This is a genomic window from Gordonia sp. SL306 (assembly GCF_026625785.1).
In the GTDB taxonomy this organism is placed as follows: Bacteria; Actinomycetota; Actinomycetes; order Mycobacteriales; family Mycobacteriaceae; genus Gordonia.
Genome location: NZ_CP113063.1, coordinates 1,123,220 through 1,143,664 on the forward strand (window position 1 = coordinate 1,123,220; position 20,445 = coordinate 1,143,664).

Consider the following 20,445-nt stretch of genomic DNA (forward strand, 5'->3'; position numbering starts at 1 on the left):
GACGAATCTCGCAATCCGTGTCCGGGCCGGTCCACGTCGGTTCGATCGCATTCAGCTCACCGACACGTTCCACACGGCCAGGAGCCAGGGAACCGAGAGCGCGACGACCAATGCGAGGTTGAGCCACCGGTGCTTCCACATGATGGCGGCGAACTCGCGAACCTCGGCGTTCGGGACGAAATACGACGGGGTGCGCGCCCCGGTGGCGAAGCCGTCGATCTCATTGCTGCGCATCAGCATTGCGGCACGCAGTGCGTGATAGTCGCTGGTGACGACGGCAACCGGCCCCGCGACCCCTCGATCGGCGAGGAGCTCGGCCGAGAAGGCGATGTTCTCGGCGGTGTCGGTCGAATCACCCTCGGCCAGCACGGCATCGCCACGCATCCCGCGGGCCAGCAGGTAGTCCGACATCGCTGCCGCCTCCGACATCTCCTCGTCCACGCCGCGACCACCCGAACAGATCATGATCGGCCGGCGGCCCGACGCCTCGGCCAGGTCGAACACCTCATGAGCGAGATCGAGCCGGCCTGCCAGCAGTCTCCCCACCCGGCGTCCATCGATGAGGCCGGCACCCAGCACGATCACGGCGCCGACCGGATCGCGCCGGATCCGTCGTCGAGCCCACGTGTCATAAACGGCCGACCAGAGAACCAGCGCCAGGAGGGCGAAGCCGAGATAGGCGGCAGGCACGCCGATCCCCGCGAGGACGAACAGCAGTCGCTGGTCCGAGGTCGGGATCAGCCAACCGACCACCAGGCCCGCGGCGACGCTGACGACGTAGACCAGGACGAGTATCCCCAGTGCGGTCGACAGCATCATCGACGGGCGAAGGCCCTCCCTGCGCACCAGCTCGACTCCGGTGCGAACCAGGTACACACCGAGCGCAGCCGCGGCGACCAGCCCGGCCACCGCCACCACGGCGAGCACCATGGCACCCGACAACTCGCGTCCGCGGGCACCCACCACCGCAGCGACCACCACCATCGCCACGACCACGACCACGACCGTTCCGAAGATGCCCGGCAGCAACCGGCGCGGCTCACGCCAGGCACTGATGCCGGCACCGAGCGCGAAGAGAACGAGCGCGATCAGCAGTGCACCCATGTCGGCAATCATGGCAGCCGCGCAGGCGCAGATGAGGTCATTGAGGCGTACGAATCGAGGTCCGGAGCCCACCCGGTCGGCGGCGGCCGGTCGGTGCCCGGTAGGAAGGAGAAGAGATCCGGCGACGGAGGTGAAGCTGTGAACAGGACTGTGACGAGATTCTGGACGTCATCGATCGTCGTCGGTGCGTGCCTGCTCGGTGGCACCGCATGCGGTGGGGAGCCCGCGTCGACACCGACCTCGGAGTCTGGCGTCGCGACCCAATCGGTGGTGGACAACCCGATCGATCCCGGCTCGGTCACGCAGATCGCCGATGCCGTCCGCGGTCAGAACCTCGAGTTGACCGGCGAGAAGGACGTGACCGCCCAGGTCTGCCCGACGGCCGGCTGTACCGCCGCCACGGCGTTCGATCAGGCGACGTTCCTGAAGTTCCCGACCACCGGCCGCGCCACGACCTACGCGGGTGGCCAGGACTCCGCCTACCAGGTGCTCGACGTGGTGGTGACGTTCCCGGAATCGACACCACCCGACCTGCGTGTGAAATACGAGAACGCGGTGCGCGTCACCGTGCGCTGAATCGGAGTTCCCTGGGCCGCGCGCCCAAGCGGGCTCAGCCGTGTTCGGTCGACCGCAGAGCAGCGGCCACCAACTCTGTCCACGTCGCGACGACCTGCGCGCGGCGTTTCGAGTCGTCGGAGAGCGTGTCGGCCAGCCCGAGTCCACGGGCGAGGTCGAGGGTCACCTGCGCGACGTTGCGCGCCTGCGGATTGGCGCCGTCGGGGTCCAGCGCCTCCACCGTCATCTGATGGGCGGCATGGGCGAACCTGTCCTCCATCGGCAGGATCAGTTCACGCAGCGCGGGATCGGAGGCTGCGGCGGCCCAGACCTGCAGTGCCGCTTTGAATTCCGTACCAGTGTAGATTCTGACCGCCCGATCGACGGCCGCGGCGACACGGTCGGGCCCCGCGGGCATCGCAGTGATCGCGGTCGATGCGGTCGAGGTCATGTCCTCGAAGACCTGCTCCAGAGCCGCCGTGATCAGGGCCTCCCTGGTGGGGAAATGATGCTGTGCCGCGCCCCGCGACACACCGGCCCGTTCGGCGACCGCCGCGACCGTTGCCGCCGACCAGCCATCATGGGCGAGCGCCTCGATGGTCGATCGCAACAGTCGCTCCCGGGTGATGCGGGAACGCTCCTGACGCGGCTCGCGCGGCGGCGGCGTGCGGGTGCCCGCGGTCATCTCGTCATCGATTCCACTGCATCATTCCTTCTGCGCTCCCAGGTCCCAACGTGGCGAACGCTTCGACAGGAACGCGGTCATGCCCTCGCGGGCCTCGTCGGAACCGAACAGGGCGGCCGACTCGTCGGCGCGCTGCCGGGCCAGGCCGCGGAAGCTCGACAACACGGTTGCCGTGGTGAGCATCTTCGACGCGCCAAGCCCCTGCGGGGAGGCACGCCGGATTCCCGCCAGCACCGATGTCAGACCGGCATCGAGGTCGTCGGCCGACGCGAATGCCTCGGTGACGAGCCCGATCTCGACCGCGGTCGACGGGTCGAAGGTCTCGCCGGTGAGGAAATACCGGCCAGAGGCCCGCGCGGTCATCTTCGGCAGCAGCACCAAGGAGATCACCGACGGTGCCAGTCCGAGCCTGGCCTCGGTGAGCGCGAACGTGCACCGAGGTCCCACCAGCGCAATGTCGGCTGCACCGAGAAGCCCGAAGCCACCGGCCCGGACGTGTCCGTCGACCTTGGCGATGACCGGCTTCGGCATCTCCAGGATGACCCGCATCAGGTCGAGCATCGCCGACGTACCCATCGCGGACGCCTCTTCGACGTCGGCGCCCCGCGCGAGTGCCTCACTCAGATCCGCACCGGCACAGAATGTCCCACCGGTGTGCGTAAGCACGACGGCACGGATGCCGGCGTCGCGTTCGGCGGCACGCAAACCGTCGAGAAGCTGGGCGACCAGCGCCTCGCCCAGTGCGTTGCGATTCGCCGGAGAGTCCAGTGTGAGCGTCAGGATCTCGTCGGCGATATCGGTGTGAACGACTTCGGTCATCGGCGAGCTCCTCAGTACGACTTGGGCAGACCAAGACTGGTCTGCGCGACGAAGTTCAGGATCATCTCCCGGCTCACCGGCGCGATCCGCGCGATACGGGCCAGGCTGAGCATCGGTGCCAGGCCGTACTCACTCGTCAATCCGTTGCCGCCCATCGAATGTACGGCGTGGTCGACGATCTTGACGCACGCCTCGGCCGCCGCGTACTTGGCCATGTTCGCCGGTTCGGCCGCGCCCCAGTCATCACCTGCGTCGTACAGCGTGGCGGCCTTCTGCATCATCAGCTTGGCCATCTCGATCTGGACCTTGCCTTCTGCCAGCGGATGCGCGATCGCCTGATGCGCACCGATCGGCGTCTTCCATACCGTTCGGTCGTTCACGTAGGCGACGGCCTTGTCCAGGGCGAAGCGGCCCATACCGACCGCGGACGCCGCGGCCATGATGCGTTCGGGATTGAGCCCGGCGAACAACTGACTCAACGCCGCGTCCTCGGAACCGACCAGCGCGTCGGCAGGCAGCCGGACATCGTCGAGAAAGATCTGGAACTGCTTCTCCGGGTTCTGTAGTTCCATGTCGATCATCGTCGCTTCGAAACCCGTTGCGTCGGTGGGCACGATGAACAGCGCGGGCTTGAGCTTGCCGGTCTTGGCGTCCTCGGTGCGCGCGACGATGAGCACGGCCTCGGCCTGGTCGACACCGGAGATGAAGACCTTACGGCCGGTCAGCAGCCACTCGTCGCCGTCGCGGCGCGCGGTGGTGGTGATCTGGTGCGAGTTCGATCCGGCATCGGGCTCGGTGATGCCGAACGCCATGGTGATCGTGCCGTCTGCCAGGCCCGGAATCCACTGCTGCTTCTGCTCATCGGTGCCGAAACGGGCGATGATGTTGCCACAGATGGCCGGTGAGACGACGAGCATCAACAGCCCGGTCCCGGCCGCGGCGATCTCCTCCATCACGATCGAGAGCTCGTACATGCCGGCACCACCGCCGCCGTACTCCTCCGGCAGGTTGACCCCGATGAATCCGAGTTTCCCTGCTTCGGACCACATCTCGTCGGTCTTGCGTCCCTCACGCGCGCACTCGCGGAAGTACTCCTGACCGTACTTCGCGGCGAAGGCCGCCACCGAGGCCCGCAGGTCCGCCCGTTCCGAGCTCTCCACGAATGGGTTGGCGGCGATGTCATCCAGGTGTGCGGTCATCCGACTCTCTCCTCTTGCTTCGGGTTGTCCGAGTGGTCCTCTGCGGCGGCGGTGCCGGCGTCATCACCGTCGTCTGCGCTGATCACCGCCAGTACGTCACCGACGGAAAGCTGTTGTCCGGGTTCGACCGACAGCGTGGCGACCACGCCGTCGGTGGGTGCGGTCACGGTGTGTTCCATCTTCATCGCCTCGAGCCAGAGCATCGGTTGCCCGGCGACCACACGCTCCCCCTCGATGACCGCGACCCGGATGACGGCACCCGGCATCGGCGCGAGCAGTGAGCCCGGGCGCGCCACCGCGGACGGATCGACGAACCGCGGCACCCGCCGCAGTGACACAGCGACACCGGGTCCGTCGACGAAGGCGTGATCGCCATGGCGCGCGACGGTCAGGGTGCGGCGGACTCCGTTGACAGAGACGACGACGCGACCCGGGGACGTCCGGACGACCGAGACGTCGGGCAGGTCCGGCAGATCGATGCCGCCCCGCCCGTGCCGGTAGCGGACCTCGATCTCCGGATCGTCCGCGCGTGTGTCGAGGTACCGCTTGACCTGATACCCCGACGCGAGATTGCGCCACCCCGCAGGCAATCCGGCCTGGACCCTCGCCCGGCCGCGTGTCTCCGCCGCATCCGCAAGCGCTGCCGCGGCGGCGGCGACGCGCACATCGTCACCACCGGCGAGGGATCTGCCCAGCACGTCGAGACCGATGCTGTCGATGAACCCCGTGTCGGTGCGGCCGGACCGGAACGCCTCGCTGCGCAGCGTGTTGACGAGCATGTCCCGGTTGGTGACCGGACCGTGGATACGTGCGTCGGCCAGGACACGCGCCAGCATCGCCGCCGCCTGCCGCCGGTCCGGCGCCCAACTGATCACCTTCGCCAGCATCGGGTCGTAGAAGGTCGAGATCTCGCTGCCCGCCTCGATGCCGGAGTCGACTCGGATGCCCGGACGGTCGAGGAGGCCGAACGCAACGTCGTCGGCGATCTCGATTCCGTGCACGGTCCCCGACTGCGGTTGCCAGTCGGCAGCGGGGTCCTCGGCGTAGAGACGGACCTCGATGGCGTGCCCGGATGCGGCGGGTGGTCGGACATCGAGATGCTCACCCATCGCGACTCGCAACTGCCACGACACCAGGTCGGTGCCGGTGGTCAGCTCGGTCACGGGGTGCTCGACCTGCAGTCGGGTGTTGGTCTCCAGGAAGAAGAATCGGCCGTTCTCGTCGGCGAGGAACTCCACCGTGCCGGCTCCGGTGTATCCGATCGCCGCCACCGCGGTCCGCGCCGCCGCGTAAAGACGGTCGCGCAGGTCACCTCCGAGACGCTCGACCAACGGGGCAGGCGCCTCTTCGACCACCTTCTGGTGCCGGCGCTGGATGGAGCATTCGCGTTCGCCGACGGCCCAGACGGCCCCGTGTCGGTCGGCCATCACCTGGACCTCGATGTGATGGCCACGCTCGACGTAGGTTTCACAGAAGACGGTGGGATCGCCGAAGGCGGACTCCGCCTCTCGTGCGGCACCGGCAACCGCGTCACCCAGCTCGTCGAGCGAACGAACCACCCGCATCCCGCGACCACCACCGCCTGCGGATGCCTTGATCAGCAACGGCAGGTCGTCGACGGTCACCGCGGCAGGATCGACGTTGCCCAGTACGGGTACCCCCGCGTCGGCCATCAGCTTTTTCGCGTTGACCTTCGAACCCATCGCCGCGATCGCGGCCGGTGGCGGACCGATCCAGACGAGTCCGGCGTCCATCACCGCCTGCGCGAATTCGGCGTTCTCTGAGAGGAACCCGTAGCCGGGATGGATGGCGTCCGCGTCGGCCGCCTGTGCCGCCGCGATGATGAGGTCGCCGCGCAGATACGTCTGCGCCGACGTCGAGCCGGGCAGCGCGACGGCGGTGTCGGCCATCCGCACATGCGGCGCATCCTCGTCGGGATCGGAGAACACGGCGACGGTGCGCAGGCCCATCGCGCGGGCGGTGGTGAACACGCGGCAGGCGATCTCGCCGCGGTTGGCGACGAGTACAGAGGTGATCGTGGTTGTCATGTTCGCCTCACATCCGGAAGACGCCGAAGTTGGACGTGCCCTCGACCGGCCCACTGTCGATGGCCGAAAGGCACAGCCCCAGAATGGTCCTGGTGTCGCGCGGGTCGATCACACCGTCGTCGTAGAGCATGCCGGACAGGAACGCCGGGACCGATTCGGCCTCGATCTGCGCCTCGATCATCTGCTTCATCGCCGCATCCGCTGACTCGTCGACGGTTCCTCCACGCGCCTCGGTGGCGGCCCGGGACACGATGGAGATGACGCCCGCGAGTTGGGCCGCACCCATCACCGCCGACTTCGCGCTGGGCCAGGCGAACAGGAATCGTGGGTCGTAGGCGCGTCCGCACATGCCGTAGTGCCCGGCACCGTAGCTCGCTCCCATCAGCACCGAGATGTGCGGCACGGTGGAATTGGACACGGCGTTGATCATCATCGAGCCGTGCTTGATGATGCCGTTCTGCTCGTATTCCTTGCCGACCATGTAACCGGTGGTGTTGTGCAGGAACAACAGTGGCGTGTTGCTGCGGTTGGCGAGCTGGATGAACTGGGTCGCCTTCTGCGACTCCTGGCTGAACAGCACTCCCTGGGCGTTGGCCAGGATCCCGACCGGATACCCGTGGATGCGGGCCCACCCGGTGCACAGTGAACTGCCGTAATCAGGTTTGAACTCATCGAAGTCGCTGTCGTCGACCACGCGGGCGATCACATCGCGGGGGTTGAACGGGATCTTCAGATCCGACGGGACGATGCCGAGCAGTTCCTCGGCGTCGTAGCGTGGTTCGAGCACCTCGGCCACCGGGCCGGGTCCCTGCTTGCGCCAGTTCAAGCGGGACACGATGCGCCGGCCGAGCCGGACGGCGTCCTGCTCGTCGGCGGCGAAGTAGTCGGCCAGACCCGACTGACGGGCGTGCATCTGGGCGCCGCCCAGAGACTCGTCGTCGCTGTCCTCGCCGGTCGCCATCTTCACCAACGGCGGTCCGCCGAGGAAGACCTTCGACGCGTTCTCGATCATCACCACGTGATCGCTCATGCCGGGGACGTAGGCGCCGCCCGCGGTGGAGTTGCCGAAAACCAGGGCGATGGTCGGTATGCCCGCGGCAGACAGCCTGGTGAGGTCGCGGAACATCCGGCCGCCGGGGACGAACACCTCCTTCTGGGTGGGCAGGTCGGCGCCGCCGGACTCGACCAGCGAGATCATCGGCAGGCGATTCTGCAGCGCGATGTCGTTGCAGCGGAGAATCTTCCGCAGGGTCCACGGATTGGAGGTACCGCCTTTGACGGTCGGGTCGTTGGCCACGATCATGCACTCGACGCCTTCGACCACGCCGATGCCGGTGACCGCGGACGCCCCCACCTGGAAGTCCGAGCCGTATGCCGCCAGCGGGCACAACTCGAGGAAGGCCGAGTCCTCGTCGATCAGCATCTCGATGCGCTCGCGGGCGGTCATCTTGCCACGCTTGCGGTGGCGGGCGACGTACTTCTCGCCCCCACCGGCGAGGGCCTTGTCGAACTCGGTCCGGATCTCGACGAGCTTGTCGTTCATCGACGTACTCGCCGCCCGAAAGTCCTCACCCGCCGGGTCGAGGGTGGATCGGATGGCCGTCATCGCTGATACCCCAATCGTTTTGCCGCGAGTCCGGACAGGATCTCGGTGGTGCCGCCACCGATACCGATGATGCGCATGTCGCGGTACTGGCGCTCCACCTCGGTACCGGTCATGTAGCCCATCCCGCCGAACAGCTGAACCGCTTTGTTCGCCACCCACTCACCCGCCTCGACGGCGGTGTTCTTCGCGAAGCAGACCTCCGCGATCAGATCGTCGTCGGAGGTCACCTTCCGTTCCACGACGGCGCGGGTGTAGGTGCGTGCGATGTCGATGCGGCGGGCCATCTCGGTGACGGCCTCCTGCACCGATTGGCGTGCGATCAACGGCTTTCCGAATGTCTCCCGATCACGGACCCAGTCCAGGGTGAGGTCGAGGCACCGTTGCGCGCTCGCGTACGCCTGAACGGCGAGGCCGGATCGCTCGGTGACGAAGGCCGTCGCGATCTGGGCGAAACCGGAGTTCTCCGCCCCCACCAGGTTGGCGACCGGCACGCGGGCATCGACAAACGACAGTTCGGCGGTGTCCGAACTGCGCCAACCCATCTTGTCGAGCTTGCGGGTGACGGTGAAGCCGGGTGTGTCCTTCTCGACGACGAGCAGCGAGACACCGGAAGCGCCCGGGCCACCTGTGCGGACCGCGGTCACGACGAAGTCGGCGCGCACGGCGGAGGTGATGTAGGTCTTGGCGCCGTTGACCACGTAGTGATCTCCGTCGCGGACCGCGGACGTGCGCAGGTGCCCGACGTCGCTGCCCCCGCCCGGCTCGGTGATCGCGAGGCTGCCGATCTTCTCACCGGCGAGGGTGGGCCGGACCCACCGGTCGATCTGATCGGGATCACCGGCCCCGATGAGGTGCGGCAGCGCGATGCCGTGGGTGAACAGTGATGCGAACACACCGCCGGCGGCTCCCGCGTAGTGGAACTCCTCGCCCAGGATGGAGCCGTCGATGAGATCTCCACCGGACCCACCGACCTCCTCGGGGATTCCCAGACCGAACAGCCCGAGCTTCGCCGCCTCGCGGTGCAGGTCGCGCGGGATCAACCCGTCGCGCTCCCACTCGTCCTGGTACGGCAGCACGTGGCGCTCCACGAATGCCCTGACAGTGGAACGCAGTTCGAGGCGCTCAGGGGTGTCCCACACCGGACTGGTGATCGTCACTTGCTCTCCTTGCTGTTCGTGAAGGCGATCGGGATGGGCACCGGACGCGAGCGCAGCCACTCGCCCATGCCCTTGGCCTGTGGATCGAATCGAACGTTCTCCGCGACACCGCGTCCGAGCACACCGTCGATCACGAAGTTGACCGCGTTGAGGTTCGGGAGCCGGTGACGCCGCACCGGGAGGTCGGCGATCTCGGGCAGCAGCTTTCGGAGCAGATCGACGTCGAGGGTGCTGTCGAGCCAGGGGAAGTGCTCGGGGTCGCGCACCCACACCCCGATGTTCGCGCTTCCGCCCTTGTCGCCACTGCGCGCGCCTGCGACGGTACCCAGCGGCAGCGACGCCGTCGGGCCCCAGTCCGCGGAGGTCTCTGCCGGCGCGTCGCCGGCGTCGGCGGGCACCTCGGTGCGCAAGGGGCTCGGCGGGATACGTTCGACCACACCGGTTTGCAGGGCCACGCGGTGGTCCACGGCCGCGGCATCCACGTACCCCGGCTCGAACACGCCGTACGGGTTGCCGTGTCCGGGAGGTGCGGTCGCCGCGAACCCGGGATAACTCGCCAGCGCGAGTTCGATGGCGGTCGATGAGAACGCCCGGCCGACCTTCTTCGCGTCGGGATCGCGGACCACGCAGCGGAGCAGTGCGCTCGCCTGTTCCTCCGTCTCGGCATCCGGACGATCGAGTCGCGAGAGTTCCCAGTCGATCTCGGCAGGCGCGGTGGGCAGAGCCGCCGTGAACTGATCCTTGAACAGCTCGGCCTTGGCCTCGATGTCGAGCCCGGTGAGGATGAGGGTGATCTCGTTACGCACGCCGGCAAGGCTGTTCAGCGACACCTTGGTGGTCGACGGTGGCGCCTCGCCACGTACGCCGCTGATGGTCACCCGATCGTCGCCTGCCTGCGCGAGCTCGATGGTGTCGAGCCGCGTGGTGACGTCGGGACCCAGATACCTCGGTCCGCCGACCTCGTAGAGCAGCTGCGCGGTGACCGTCCCGACTGTGACCGCGCCGCCGGTACCGGGGTGCTTGGTGATCACCGACGACCCGTCGGCGGCGACCTCCGCGATCGGGAAGCCGAGGTGACCCATCCGGGGCAACTCACGGAAGAACGAGTAATTGCCGCCGGTCGCCTGGGCGCCGCATTCGATGACGTGCCCCGCCACCACCGCACCGGCGAGTGCGTCCAGATCGTGGTACTCCCAGCCGAATTCACTGGCTGCCGGGCCGACGGTGAGCGACGCGTCGGTGACCCGGCCGGTCACCACGATCTCGGCGCCCGCGTCGAGTGCGGTCTTGATCCCGAACGCCCCGAGGTAGGCGTTGGCGGTGAGGGGGTCCCCGAGTTCGAGCTCGGCGGCGCGGTCGAGGAGGTCGTCGCCGTCGACAAAAGCGATGTCGGCGTTGATGCCCAACCTCTCGGCGAGTTCACGCAGCGCCACCGCGAGCCCGTGCGGATTGAGACCACCGGCGTTGGTGACGATTCGAACACCCTTGTCGATGGCGAGACCGAGACATTCCTCCATCTGACGCAGGAATGTCTTGGCATAGCCCGATCTCGGGTCCTTCATCCGATCCCGACCGAGAATCAGCATGGTCAGCTCGGCCAGGTAGTCACCGGTCACATAGTCCAGCTCGCCACCCTCGAGCATCTCCCGCATCGCGGAGAACCGGTCGCCGTAGAAGCCGGAGGCGTTGCCGATCCGGACGATCCTGCCTGCATTCGTGTCGACCATGACTCAGTGGACCTCTCGTTCGGAAGTGGTCGACGGCCTCCCCGGTCCGGGTGGTCCGGCGAAGGCCTGGGCGATGCCTGCCCATCGCGTCGCGTCGGAGCCGATGATCTCCAGATCGAGATCCGTCAACGCACGTCGCTGGGTCACCAATTGGCAGAAGTCGATTGCCGGCCCGCGCACGACGTCGGTGGCCTCGTCGGGCCCCCAGATCCACACGTCGCCCGACGGCGCGGTGATCTCGTATCGGAACGGCGTCGCCGGCGGCGTCAGTCCGTTGACCGCGTAGGCGAAATCTCTGGTGCGGACCCCGATGTGGACGACACCCCGAATCCGGTCGGTTGGCACCATCGTCACGCCCAGTGCATCCGCGACGTCGAGGCCGTGTGCCCAGGTCTCCATCAGTCTGGCCGTCGCCATCGACGCCGCAGACATCGGCGGGCCGAACCACGGGATCTTCACACCGTCGGTGACTGCACACAATGCGTCGGCGAGGTTCGCACGAGCAGTCCGCCAGCCCTCGAGAATCTGCGCGGGTGACGCTACCGCCCCCTCCTCGGCCGCCTCGTCGACAAAACCCGTCGGGTTGTCGGCGGCCTTCTCGAGGGCCGCGCCGAAGGCATCCGGGTCCGTTGCCGCCATGGTCGCCATCCGGTCGGTCCACGACAGGTGGGCGATCTGATGCGCCACCGTCCACCCGGCGGCAGGCGTCGACAGCGCCCACCCGGAATCGTCCAGAGCGGCCACCAGGGTGTCGAGCTCCGCCGATTGCGCCGTCAGATCCGCTACGAGCCCCTCCACGATCGACATGCGATCAGGGTCACACAACCCGCGAGAAAAATCAATCACGCATGATTGTTTTCGCGCCGACAGCACCCCGAATCTCGCCGACAGCAACATCAATCCCGGCGACAGCAACGCACGACTCGCCGACAGCAACCTGCAACTCGCCGACAGCACCCCGCACGTCGACAAAGCCCCAGGATTCGTCGCGCATATGGGCGCACACGGACGCAAGCGGCCGGCGGCGCGACGATCGTGGGTTGCTGTCGGCGGAATCTCGGTTGCTGTCGGCGAAATCTCGGTTGCCGTCGGCGGGATCGGTTGCCGTCGGCGGGATCGGTTGCCGTCGGCGGGATCTCGGTTGCTGTCGGGGCGGTCAGCGGTAGTGGACGTCCGCGGCGCAGCGACTGAGCAGCATCCCGTCGTGCGCATGCATCGTGGCGTCGAACGACGCGACCCGACGACCGATCTTCACCGGCGTCACCTCGACGACGACATCGGCGCCCTGCACCGCAGGCGACCGGAGAAAGCTGATCGCCAGATCGGCGACCTGATAGTCGCGTCCGGCCTGCGCGTTCGCCTGGCCGGCAAACGAGCACCCCTGCGCGACCGCAGCGGCGATGACGCCGCCGTGCATCGTGCCGAACACGTTGCCCATCCACGGTTCGGTGCCCACGGTGAAACGCACGCCGGTGCCGAGCGGGTGGTCGACGGTGTCGACCCGACCGTTGAGCAGTTCGGTCAGGTGACCCGCGGCACGCGTGCCTGCTGCGATCTGCTCGACGATCACGCGGCCGTCGAGACCCGGCTCGATGGCCGGTGGCGTCGGCAGCCCATGTACGTCGGCGACGGCGGGTGGAGCCTCGGCGCCCCGATCGCTGGTGGGATTGTGGTCGAAGGTCCGACCCACTGCGACGTTGCGAGCGGTGCCAGAAGCGCAGATCCGGCCCGTCGACGTCACGATGTCGACTCGGGTGGTCCCGAACGCCTCGTCGTGCATGAGGAGTTCGGCATTCGCCGTCAGCCGGTCGCCCACGTCGACACCACCCTGCATGGAGATGGCGAGACGGGCCTGCACGCATGGCGACCCGTCCGGGTCGGAGGCGAAGTACGGCAGGCCGCCGAGGTGATCGAACAACACCGCGAGCGCCGGTAGATCGATTCGGCCGCGGTGGTCCACGAGGTCCGCACTCACCTGCTGCTCGGCGCGCACCGTCGTCGGTCCGGTGGTCGCGACATTTCCGATGCCGAACGCCGTGACGGGATCGCGCGGCACGATGCGAGTGGATGAGGCCCTGTCGACAACCATGTCTACGGTCCTATCAGCACAAGCAACCGGCCGACGAACCGAGCGGACGCTCGGACGAGCATTTGAGACACCATTCACAATCGGCGTCCTCACCAGCACCTCCCGCCTCTCAGGCAACCGCTTGCAGCCGTCTCGGATCCATAACAGAACCCGCGCACACCTGTACGCCCAGACCCCGCTCCGACACCCTGGCAGACACAGAACGTGCTCGATCGGACTGGAGGGAAGCTCTGATGACGGGACATCGGACAACGATTCGGGCCACCGCCTGCGCAGCCGCGGCCGCCGGCATGGCGATCAGCGTGATCGCAAGCGGTGGAGCCGCGAATGCGGCACCACCGAAGATGCTGCGGGTCGACCAGGTGCCGAATGTGGGCGTCACCGTCGACCGGAACGGGCTCTCGGGCGGCTTCGCCGCCACCCTCGCCGCCACCGCCACGAGTGCCGACGCCACCCGACTGCGGGTCTTGCCAGTGGGCGACGCGTGCTCGCGCAATCTCGGCCAGACCCGGGTCGCCATCACGTGGCGGAACGAACGCACGAACCACACCGACGACGTCGTGTTCGCCACGTGCACCGCGGGCAAACCGTCGTCGGGGGCCGAGATCCGGGCCGGTCACGGCCGCATCTCCTTCACCACCACCATCATCGGCAAGGCCGATCGTGCGTTCACCGTGACCCCCGGCGTCGGGTGGTTCATCCGCTGACCGCCGCGCTCGACGGGCACGAGTAGACATTATTCAGAATCTGTTCACAAGAAACGAGAACACGTTCTAGAGTGGCGGCATGGCCGAGACCGTGACCCAGCTCCTGCAGGAGCGCGCAGACGACGACAACCTGGCGATCACCTACGAGGGCAGTCAGTGGTCCTGGCGCGAGTACATCGCCGACGCGCAGCGCGCTGCCGCAGCCGTGCTCGGCCTCGCCGATCCATCGCGCCCCATGCATGTGGGTGCCCTGCTCGGCAACACGCCGGACATGCTCATCGCACTTGCCGCGGGGGCCCTCGGCGGATATGTGACGGTCGGCGTGAACAACACCCGGCGGGGCGACGGGCTCGCCGCCGACATCCTCCGGGCCGACTGCCAGATCCTGATCACCGACGCCGAGCACCGTCCGCTGCTCGACGGCCTGGACCTACCGGGCGTGCAGATCCTCGACACCTCGACACCCGCCTGGGACACGGCGACCTCGACAGCAGGCGAACTCGTCCCACACTCGGTACCCACGGCGGCCGACACCTTCATGCTGATCTTCACCTCCGGCACCAGCGGCAACCCGAAGCCGGTCCGGTTCGCGCACATGATGATCCCGTTTGCCGGCCCGGTTCTCGCGGACAAGTACAGCATCGGGCCCGGAGACGTCTGCTACTTGTCGATGCCCCTGTTCCACTCGGCCGCACTGATGGGCGGCTACTGCGTGGCGCTGTGTGGCGGTGCCGCCATCGCACCGGCGAAGTTCTCGGCGTCGACGTTCCTGCATGACATCCGGCGCTACCACGCCACCTACATGAACTACGTCGGCAAACCGCTGGCCTACATCCTCGCGACCGAGGAACGACCCGACGACGCCGACAACCCGCTGCGCGTCGCCTTCGGCAACGAGGCAACCGACCGTGACATCAACGACTTCTCCCGACGATTCGGCTGCACGGTCTGGGACGGTTTCGGCTCGACCGAACTCGCCATCATCATCACCCGCGAACCCGGCACCCCGGAGGGATCGATCGGCCGGGGATTTCCCAATGTCGCGGTGTACAACTCGGAGACGCTCACCGAATGTCCTCGAGTCGAGTTCGACGACAACGGAGCCCTGGCCAACGCCGACGACGCGATCGGCGAGTTGGTGAACGTCGACGGCGCCGGCATGTTCATGGGTTACTACAACGACGAGCAATCAACGAGCGAGCGCCTGCGACATGGCATGTACTGGTCGGGCGATCTCGCGTACAAGGACGCAGAGGGCTGGATCTATCTGGCGGGACGCACCGGCGACTGGATGCGCGTGGACGGTGAGAACCTGGCCGCCGGGCCGATCGAACGCATCCTGCTCCGCCTTCCGGAGATCAACCGCGTCGCGGTGTATGCGGTCCCCGACGAGCATGTCGGCGACGCGGTGATGGCCGCCGTCGTCCTCCAGGACGACGAGGAGATCACCCCCGAACGATTCGCCGAACAGCTTGCTGCACAGGCAGACCTCTCCCCCAAGGCGTGGCCGCGCTATGTGCGGATCGCCGATGATCTGCCCACCACGGCGACCAACAAGATCCTGAAGCGGGAACTGAAGAAGGAAGGCCCGAGCGCCGGTGACGGCACGCTCTGGGTGCGCGAGGGGCGATCGAGGGACTACGTCGTCGTCGGCGCCTCGACGGCCGCGGTCTGAGGGCCGATGACGATCTCACACGCCGGGGACACCGGCCGATCGACCATCCCCACCGATGTCGATGGTCTGACCGCACCGTGGTTGTCAGCCCTGCTGCGCTCGGCAGGCAACGACGTCGAGATCCTGTCTGTCGAATCCGAGCCGGTCGGGTCCGGCCAGATGGCCGGTTCATATCGACTCACCCCGACCTGGGCGACCCCCGGCGACCTGCCGAGGACGATGGTCGCCAAACTCGCGGTCGGTGAACGTGCGCAACGCGAATTCGCGGCAGGTGTCTTCCACAACGAGGTGCTCTTCTATCAGCGACTGGCGCCGACCCTGACGGCTCCGATCCCGCTGTGTCACGCAGCGGTGATCTCCGACGACCACACCGAGTTCGTGCTGCTGCTCGAGGACATGGCGCCGTCTGTGCAAGGCGACCAGATCCTCGGATGCACGCCGGAGCAGGCTCACGCCGTGGCCCTGGCCGCGGCAGGGCTGCACGCACCACGGTGGTGCGATGTGACCCTCACCGACCTGCCCGGCCTCGCCCTGCCGACGCACGACGACCGGCTCCTGATGGATTCCGTCATCGGTCCGATGGCCGATGTGTTCCGTTCGCGATTCGACCTGTCCGGTCGCGAGGCCGCCACCATCGACTGGCTGGTCGCCACTGCCGGAGACTGGCTGGAACGCGATCCTCGACGGTTCGCTCTGATCCACGGAGATCTCCGCATCGACAACATCCTGTTCGGGCCCGATGGTTCGGTCACGATTGTCGACTGGCAGACCATCACGGTCGGCAATCCCATGCGGGACATAGCGTTCTTGCTCGCCACCAGTCTGCGCACCGATGATCGTCGCGCTCACGAACGGGAGATCGTGGCGGCCTATCATGCTGCGCTGCTCGCGCATGGGGTGACCGACTACTCCCTCGACGACTGTTGGTCCGATTACGTCGACTCGCTGATCCAAGCACCCATGATCATCGTCTTCGGGTGTGGTGCGGCGATGCCGACCGAGCGCGGCGACCGTATGTTCACGACCATGCTCGAGCGTGCGGCCGCCGCCATCGACGACGTGAATCCCGGTGCACTCGCGTGAAACTGGTGATCGGCGCGAGCGGATTCCTCGGCTCTCACGTGGTACGACGTCTCGTCGAATCCGGGGAGCAGGTCCGCGTGTTGGTCCGCGACACCAGCGACACTCGCGGCATCGACGATCTCGCCGTCGAGCGCGTCGTCGGCGACCTGTTCGATGCGACGACCGTGTCCACCGCCCTCGATGGCTGCGATGACGTCTACTACTGCGTGGTCGACACGCGGGCCTGGCTGATCGATCCGGAACCACTCTTCCGCACGAATGTCGAGGCGCTGCGCGCTGTGCTCGATGTGGCGGTGCACACCGACCTGCACTCGTTTGTGTTCACCAGTACCCTCGCGACCATCGGCCGCGTCACGGGCCGCGCGGCCACCGAGGCCGACGAATTCAACTGGGCCGACAAAGCATCGGATTATGTCCGGTCGCGTGTGGCGGCCGAGAATTTGGTCATGGACTACGCGCGGACGCGGGGATTTCCCGCAGTCGCCATGTGTGTGTCCAACACCTATGGGTCAGGCGACTGGCAGCCGACACCGCACGGAGCCTTTGTCGCGGGCGCCGCCCTGGGCAAGATGCCGTTCACGGTGCGGGGCATCCGCGCGGAGTCGGTCGGCATCGACGACGCCGCCGACGCATTGGTACTGGCGGCCGCACGCGGCAGGCGAGGCGAACGATACATCGTGTCAGAGAGCTTCATCGACCTCGGCGAGATCATCGCCGTCGCCGCACGCACCGCCGACCGCAGACCGCCCCGCCTCGTCCTCCACCGGTTGTCGCTGTATGCGTGCGGTGCAGTCGGTTCGGTGCTCGCCAAGGTCACCGGCCGGCCGCGACAACTGACCATCACCTCGGTGCGGTTGATGCACTACATGTCCCCGATGGACCACAGCAAGGCCGAACGCGAACTCGGCTGGCGCCCGAGCCCGGTCACCAACGCAGTCGCCGAGGGTGCCCGGTTCTGGATCGACCGGTCGGCACGACGCCGCGCGGACCGTGCCCGCGCCGGAGACCAACGCGGGTAGGTGACGGTTCCCGCCGATCGGCAGCTTCGACGACCTCACGCCAGCAGGTCGGCCAACTCCGCCAGGCTGTAGGGCGCACTGTCTTGATGATCACGGTATGCGATGAACGTCGCCTGCTGCGGTTCGTACCGTCCGATGAAACCACCTGCAGCCGTGAATATCTGCCCGTTGATGTCCTTGGCGGCGTCACTGGCCAGGAAGACGTACAGGGCGGCCACGTATTCGGGCGGCGCGGGGTCCAGTGCGGCGTCCCGGGTGAGATCGTCGAGAATGCCGCGACGGTGCAGACTCTCGATGTGTGCGACGTAGTCGTCTCCGCTCGACAGCCGCGATTTGGCCCCCGGCATCACGACATTCACCCGAACGCCGTGATCGGCGAGATCCGCACCGCCGGCCAGCGCGAGCGCATTGACACCTCCCTTTGCGGCGGGATAGCCACTTCCACCGAAGATCCCGAGCGACGCGGCCGATCCGGTCAGCACGATCGATCCGGTCTGCTGTCGGGCGAAGATCCGTCCGGCGGCCTGCATCAGATGGAAGGCACTCATCAGGTGCGCATCGACCTGTTCGCGGAACTCGGCATCGGTGATGGTGAGGATGGTCGAGCCGGCAGGTTCGGCGATACCCGCGCAGTTGACGGCGATGTCGAGCGCGCCGTACTCGGCCAGTGCGGTGTCCACCATCTGCTGGGCCACACCGTCATCGCCCGCCGAGCCGACCACGCCGACCGCTTGTCCGCCACCACCGCGGATCTCGGCGACGGTCTCGTCGACCGCCACCGGATCCCGGCCGTTCACCACCATCGAAACACCACGACCGGACAACGCGTAGGACACCGCGAGACCGATCCCGCGGGTGGCGCCCGCGACCACGGCCACCCGCCCGGACAGACCGAGATCCGGCAGATGATCCGCGGACGATGTCCGGCCGTCATCCATCAGACGCCGCTACCCACCGGTGTGATCGGGAGCGAGCGTCCCCGGTCCGTGAACTCGAAGGAGGCACCCGAACTGAATCGTGCGATCGCGACCTCGCCCGCTTCCTTGTGCGTTTCGCTGCCGCGGATCATCACGAACTCGATCGCCTCGTCCGTCTCGTTGCTCGATCCGACCGTCCAGTGCGCATCCACCGCAGTTCCGATGGCCTGCAACGGCTCGTGGTGTTCCCTCTCCAGCAGGGTGACCCACCCTCCGTCGGTCACGGCGTCGGAGCTCTTGGGTACCCGGACCACCACATCGTCGCCGCGGACCTCGGCGGTCACCCCCGTGTACTGCCCGGGTCCGAGCACCGGGTGCAAGTTGATCACCGCTGCCAAACCCTCGGCATCCGACGAGAGCCCCAGTGCCGCCCGCAGACGATCCGCGGACAGACCAGCGATCCCGGTCAACTGCTTGCGGAAGATCTCGCGCGCCTGCTCCTCGCTCTCGGCGTGTCGGCGTACCGACAACAGAAACCCGAGTGAGAGCAATTGGTGTTGCAACGCAATCTCTTCGGCGATGCGTGCCAGCGCCGAACGAGACCATTCCCGGAACTGGAGGTCGGCGACGAGAGGCCCACGATAGTCGGTCAGTCCGTCGTCGGATGACGAGTCGATCGGCGTGAGGACCGACTGCCCGGCTCGGGTGGTGAACATCTCTGCGGCATCGGCCGGCAGCGGTAGTTCCTCCCGGTCCGGTTCGATCGTCACCGTCCACTCACAGTGCGGCATACGGTCGACTGGCCGCCGCGGTGGACGGTGGATCGGCCGGATCCGCGCACGGCGATTGGTCGCGATGGCGGTCGCATCGAACGTCGGGTCTTCGATGTCGTGGCACATCGTCGTCACGTAGTCGTCGCCCATCGGCTCGACGTCCATCAAGGCGCCACAATGTTGCAGGAAGAAGGACCCGTGATACTTGTCGGTCACCTCATAGCGGAAGTCCATGAACTGCGGCGGAGCTCCGATGTCGAGTTGGAGGCATTTGAACATGTCCTCCACTCCGTCACCGTCGATCCCGAGCGCGGTCCGCATGCGGTGGGTGTAGACCGGACTGGCCGCCATCCACTCCTCGATGGCGACCTCTCCCATCACCTCTCGCCCGAAGGCGCTGATGAGGTGAGCCATCCCACTGCGGTCGATCAACTGTCCGGAGAGCAGTAACTCGGGCACCAGGATGGCCAGCTGATCCTGACTCAGGCCTTGGTAGGCCGGGGCTGAGTGAGTCATGGTCAGATCACCAGAACGGGACGGGCGCTTTGCCGAACGGATACCAGCCGGGCAGGTCGCCCGGCGCCGACTTCTCGATCCGCTTGAGCATGCCGTCGCTCATCGCATTGGCCTTGAGTAGTTCGACGAACAGCGCCGACACATTGCCGAAGTCGAAGAAGTCGCGCTGCCAGGAGAACTGGAAATTGCCGGCGTACTTGAACCAGCTGCCCTGGATGCCCTCCAACGCATAGTTGGTGCCGTCCTCGCGCTTACGGTCGTAGACCTGCTTCCACAGTCCGATCATGTCACCGGTCTTCTCGTCGATGACCCACGCCTGATACGGGTACTCCCACCCCTCGAGGCCCTCCATCTCCTGGCCGAGGGCGAGATCACGGATCTCGTCGCGACCGACGGCCATGAAATCTTTCTCGGGACCGTAATTCCATCCGTACGTCGCGTCTTCGGTGTAGAACTCGGCCAGCGGCTTCCAGTCACCCGCCTTCTCCGCGACGACGTTCGCGTCCAGCCACCGCTGTTTCATCTCTTCCAGTTCGGCACGATCAAAAGACATGTCACTCCACTTCACTCGTCGTCTTCGACAATTTTCAGAGCTTGGGTCGGGCAGTACATCACCGCGGCCTCGACCTCGGCGCGGCGACTCTCGTCGGGTTCCTTGTCGAGGATCTCGACATGATCGCGGTGCGCCTCGAAGACGTCGGGCGCCTCCATCTCACACATCCCGTGCCCCTGGCACAGATCCAGATCAACCTCCACACGCACTGAC

20 protein-coding genes are annotated in these 20,445 nt (G+C 67.0%); 5 read left to right on the top strand and 15 right to left on the bottom strand.

Going from position 1 to position 20,445, the window contains the following annotated elements; translation table 11 throughout:
* Nucleotides 1-51: 51 nt before the first annotated feature.
* Nucleotides 52-1,104: a YdcF family protein gene (locus OVA31_RS04990; RefSeq protein ID WP_267629996.1), complete on the bottom strand. Its 1,053-nt coding sequence runs from the start codon at nucleotides 1,102-1,104 to the stop codon at nucleotides 52-54.
* 138 nt (nucleotides 1,105-1,242) lie between these two features.
* Between OVA31_RS04990 and OVA31_RS04995 the strand changes: the two genes are divergently transcribed.
* On the top strand, nucleotides 1,243-1,680 hold the full coding sequence (locus OVA31_RS04995; RefSeq protein WP_267629997.1) for a hypothetical protein: 438 nt from the start codon (nucleotides 1,243-1,245) through the stop codon (nucleotides 1,678-1,680).
* Between the two features lie 34 nt (nucleotides 1,681-1,714).
* On the opposite strand, the gene OVA31_RS05000 is transcribed toward OVA31_RS04995, so the two are convergent.
* The 10 genes from OVA31_RS05000 to OVA31_RS05045 form a co-directional block, all read right to left on the bottom strand.
* Nucleotides 1,715-2,344: a TetR/AcrR family transcriptional regulator gene (locus tag OVA31_RS05000; RefSeq protein ID WP_267629998.1), complete on the bottom strand. Its 630-nt coding sequence runs from the start codon at nucleotides 2,342-2,344 to the stop codon at nucleotides 1,715-1,717.
* A 21-nt stretch (nucleotides 2,345-2,365) separates the two neighbouring features.
* Nucleotides 2,366-3,163, bottom strand: coding sequence for an enoyl-CoA hydratase family protein (locus tag OVA31_RS05005; RefSeq protein WP_267629999.1), 798 nt, complete (start codon nucleotides 3,161-3,163; stop codon nucleotides 2,366-2,368).
* Between the two features lie 11 nt (nucleotides 3,164-3,174).
* Nucleotides 3,175-4,362 carry an acyl-CoA dehydrogenase family protein gene (locus tag OVA31_RS05010; protein ID WP_267630000.1) on the bottom strand — a complete coding sequence of 396 codons (1,188 nt, stop codon included), beginning with the start codon at nucleotides 4,360-4,362 and terminating at the stop codon, nucleotides 3,175-3,177.
* Nucleotides 4,359-6,410 (bottom strand): biotin carboxylase N-terminal domain-containing protein, encoded by a 2,052-nt coding sequence (locus tag OVA31_RS05015; protein ID WP_267630001.1) that lies wholly within the window; start codon nucleotides 6,408-6,410, stop codon nucleotides 4,359-4,361. The genes OVA31_RS05010 and OVA31_RS05015 overlap by 4 nt, the downstream gene beginning before the upstream one ends.
* Before the next feature lie 7 nt (nucleotides 6,411-6,417).
* Nucleotides 6,418-8,016, bottom strand: coding sequence for an acyl-CoA carboxylase subunit beta (locus OVA31_RS05020; RefSeq protein ID WP_267630002.1), 1,599 nt, complete (start codon nucleotides 8,014-8,016; stop codon nucleotides 6,418-6,420).
* Complete coding sequence (locus tag OVA31_RS05025) at nucleotides 8,013-9,173, bottom strand: acyl-CoA dehydrogenase family protein (protein ID WP_267630003.1); 1,161 nt, start codon at nucleotides 9,171-9,173, stop codon at nucleotides 8,013-8,015. The genes OVA31_RS05020 and OVA31_RS05025 overlap by 4 nt, the downstream gene beginning before the upstream one ends.
* Nucleotides 9,170-10,900 (bottom strand): acyclic terpene utilization AtuA family protein, encoded by a 1,731-nt coding sequence (locus tag OVA31_RS05030; protein WP_267630004.1) that lies wholly within the window; start codon nucleotides 10,898-10,900, stop codon nucleotides 9,170-9,172. The genes OVA31_RS05025 and OVA31_RS05030 overlap by 4 nt, the downstream gene beginning before the upstream one ends.
* 3 nt (nucleotides 10,901-10,903) lie before the next feature.
* Entirely contained in the window at nucleotides 10,904-11,707 is an 804-nt protein-coding gene (locus OVA31_RS05035; RefSeq protein WP_267630005.1) for a TIGR03084 family metal-binding protein, read from the bottom strand.
* 31 nt (nucleotides 11,708-11,738) lie between these two features.
* Nucleotides 11,739-11,894: a hypothetical protein gene (locus OVA31_RS05040; RefSeq protein ID WP_267630006.1), complete on the bottom strand. Its 156-nt coding sequence runs from the start codon at nucleotides 11,892-11,894 to the stop codon at nucleotides 11,739-11,741.
* Nucleotides 11,895-12,056: 162 nt separating this feature from the next.
* On the bottom strand, nucleotides 12,057-12,956 hold the full coding sequence (locus OVA31_RS05045) for a hotdog domain-containing protein (protein WP_324290187.1): 900 nt from the start codon (nucleotides 12,954-12,956) through the stop codon (nucleotides 12,057-12,059).
* Between the two features lie 266 nt (nucleotides 12,957-13,222).
* On the opposite strand from OVA31_RS05045, the gene OVA31_RS05050 reads away from it, so the two are divergent.
* The 4 genes from OVA31_RS05050 (at nucleotide 13,223) to OVA31_RS05065 (ending at nucleotide 17,473) form a co-directional block, all read left to right on the top strand.
* The gene (locus OVA31_RS05050) at nucleotides 13,223-13,696 is read left to right on the top strand and encodes a hypothetical protein (RefSeq protein WP_267630008.1); all 474 of its coding nucleotides are present in this window, start codon (nucleotides 13,223-13,225) and stop codon (nucleotides 13,694-13,696) included.
* Nucleotides 13,697-13,775: 79 nt separating this feature from the next.
* Nucleotides 13,776-15,371: a fatty-acid--CoA ligase FadD1 gene (gene fadD1, locus OVA31_RS05055; RefSeq protein ID WP_267630009.1), complete on the top strand. Its 1,596-nt coding sequence runs from the start codon at nucleotides 13,776-13,778 to the stop codon at nucleotides 15,369-15,371.
* A 6-nt stretch (nucleotides 15,372-15,377) separates the two neighbouring features.
* Nucleotides 15,378-16,454, top strand: a complete 1,077-nt coding sequence (locus OVA31_RS05060) for an oxidoreductase family protein (protein ID WP_267630010.1) — start codon at nucleotides 15,378-15,380, stop codon at nucleotides 16,452-16,454.
* The gene (locus tag OVA31_RS05065) at nucleotides 16,451-17,473 is read left to right on the top strand and encodes an NAD-dependent epimerase/dehydratase family protein (RefSeq protein ID WP_267630012.1); all 1,023 of its coding nucleotides are present in this window, start codon (nucleotides 16,451-16,453) and stop codon (nucleotides 17,471-17,473) included. The genes OVA31_RS05060 and OVA31_RS05065 overlap by 4 nt, the downstream gene beginning before the upstream one ends.
* A 35-nt stretch (nucleotides 17,474-17,508) precedes the next feature.
* On the opposite strand, the gene OVA31_RS05070 is transcribed toward OVA31_RS05065, so the two are convergent.
* From OVA31_RS05070 to OVA31_RS05085, 4 genes are read right to left on the bottom strand one after another with little or no spacing between them, the layout of a single operon-like run.
* A complete protein-coding gene (locus OVA31_RS05070) occupies nucleotides 17,509-18,411 on the bottom strand; it encodes an SDR family NAD(P)-dependent oxidoreductase (RefSeq protein ID WP_267630014.1) in 903 nt (300 codons plus the stop codon).
* Complete coding sequence (locus OVA31_RS05075; RefSeq protein ID WP_267630015.1) at nucleotides 18,411-19,679, bottom strand: hypothetical protein; 1,269 nt, start codon at nucleotides 19,677-19,679, stop codon at nucleotides 18,411-18,413. Before OVA31_RS05075 ends, OVA31_RS05070 begins: the two co-directional genes overlap by 1 nt.
* 7 nt (nucleotides 19,680-19,686) lie before the next feature.
* A complete protein-coding gene (locus OVA31_RS05080; protein WP_164308602.1) occupies nucleotides 19,687-20,232 on the bottom strand; it encodes a nuclear transport factor 2 family protein in 546 nt (181 codons plus the stop codon).
* Nucleotides 20,233-20,243: 11 nt separating this feature from the next.
* Complete coding sequence (locus OVA31_RS05085; RefSeq protein ID WP_267630016.1) at nucleotides 20,244-20,441, bottom strand: ferredoxin; 198 nt, start codon at nucleotides 20,439-20,441, stop codon at nucleotides 20,244-20,246.
* Nucleotides 20,442-20,445 lie beyond the last annotated feature (4 nt).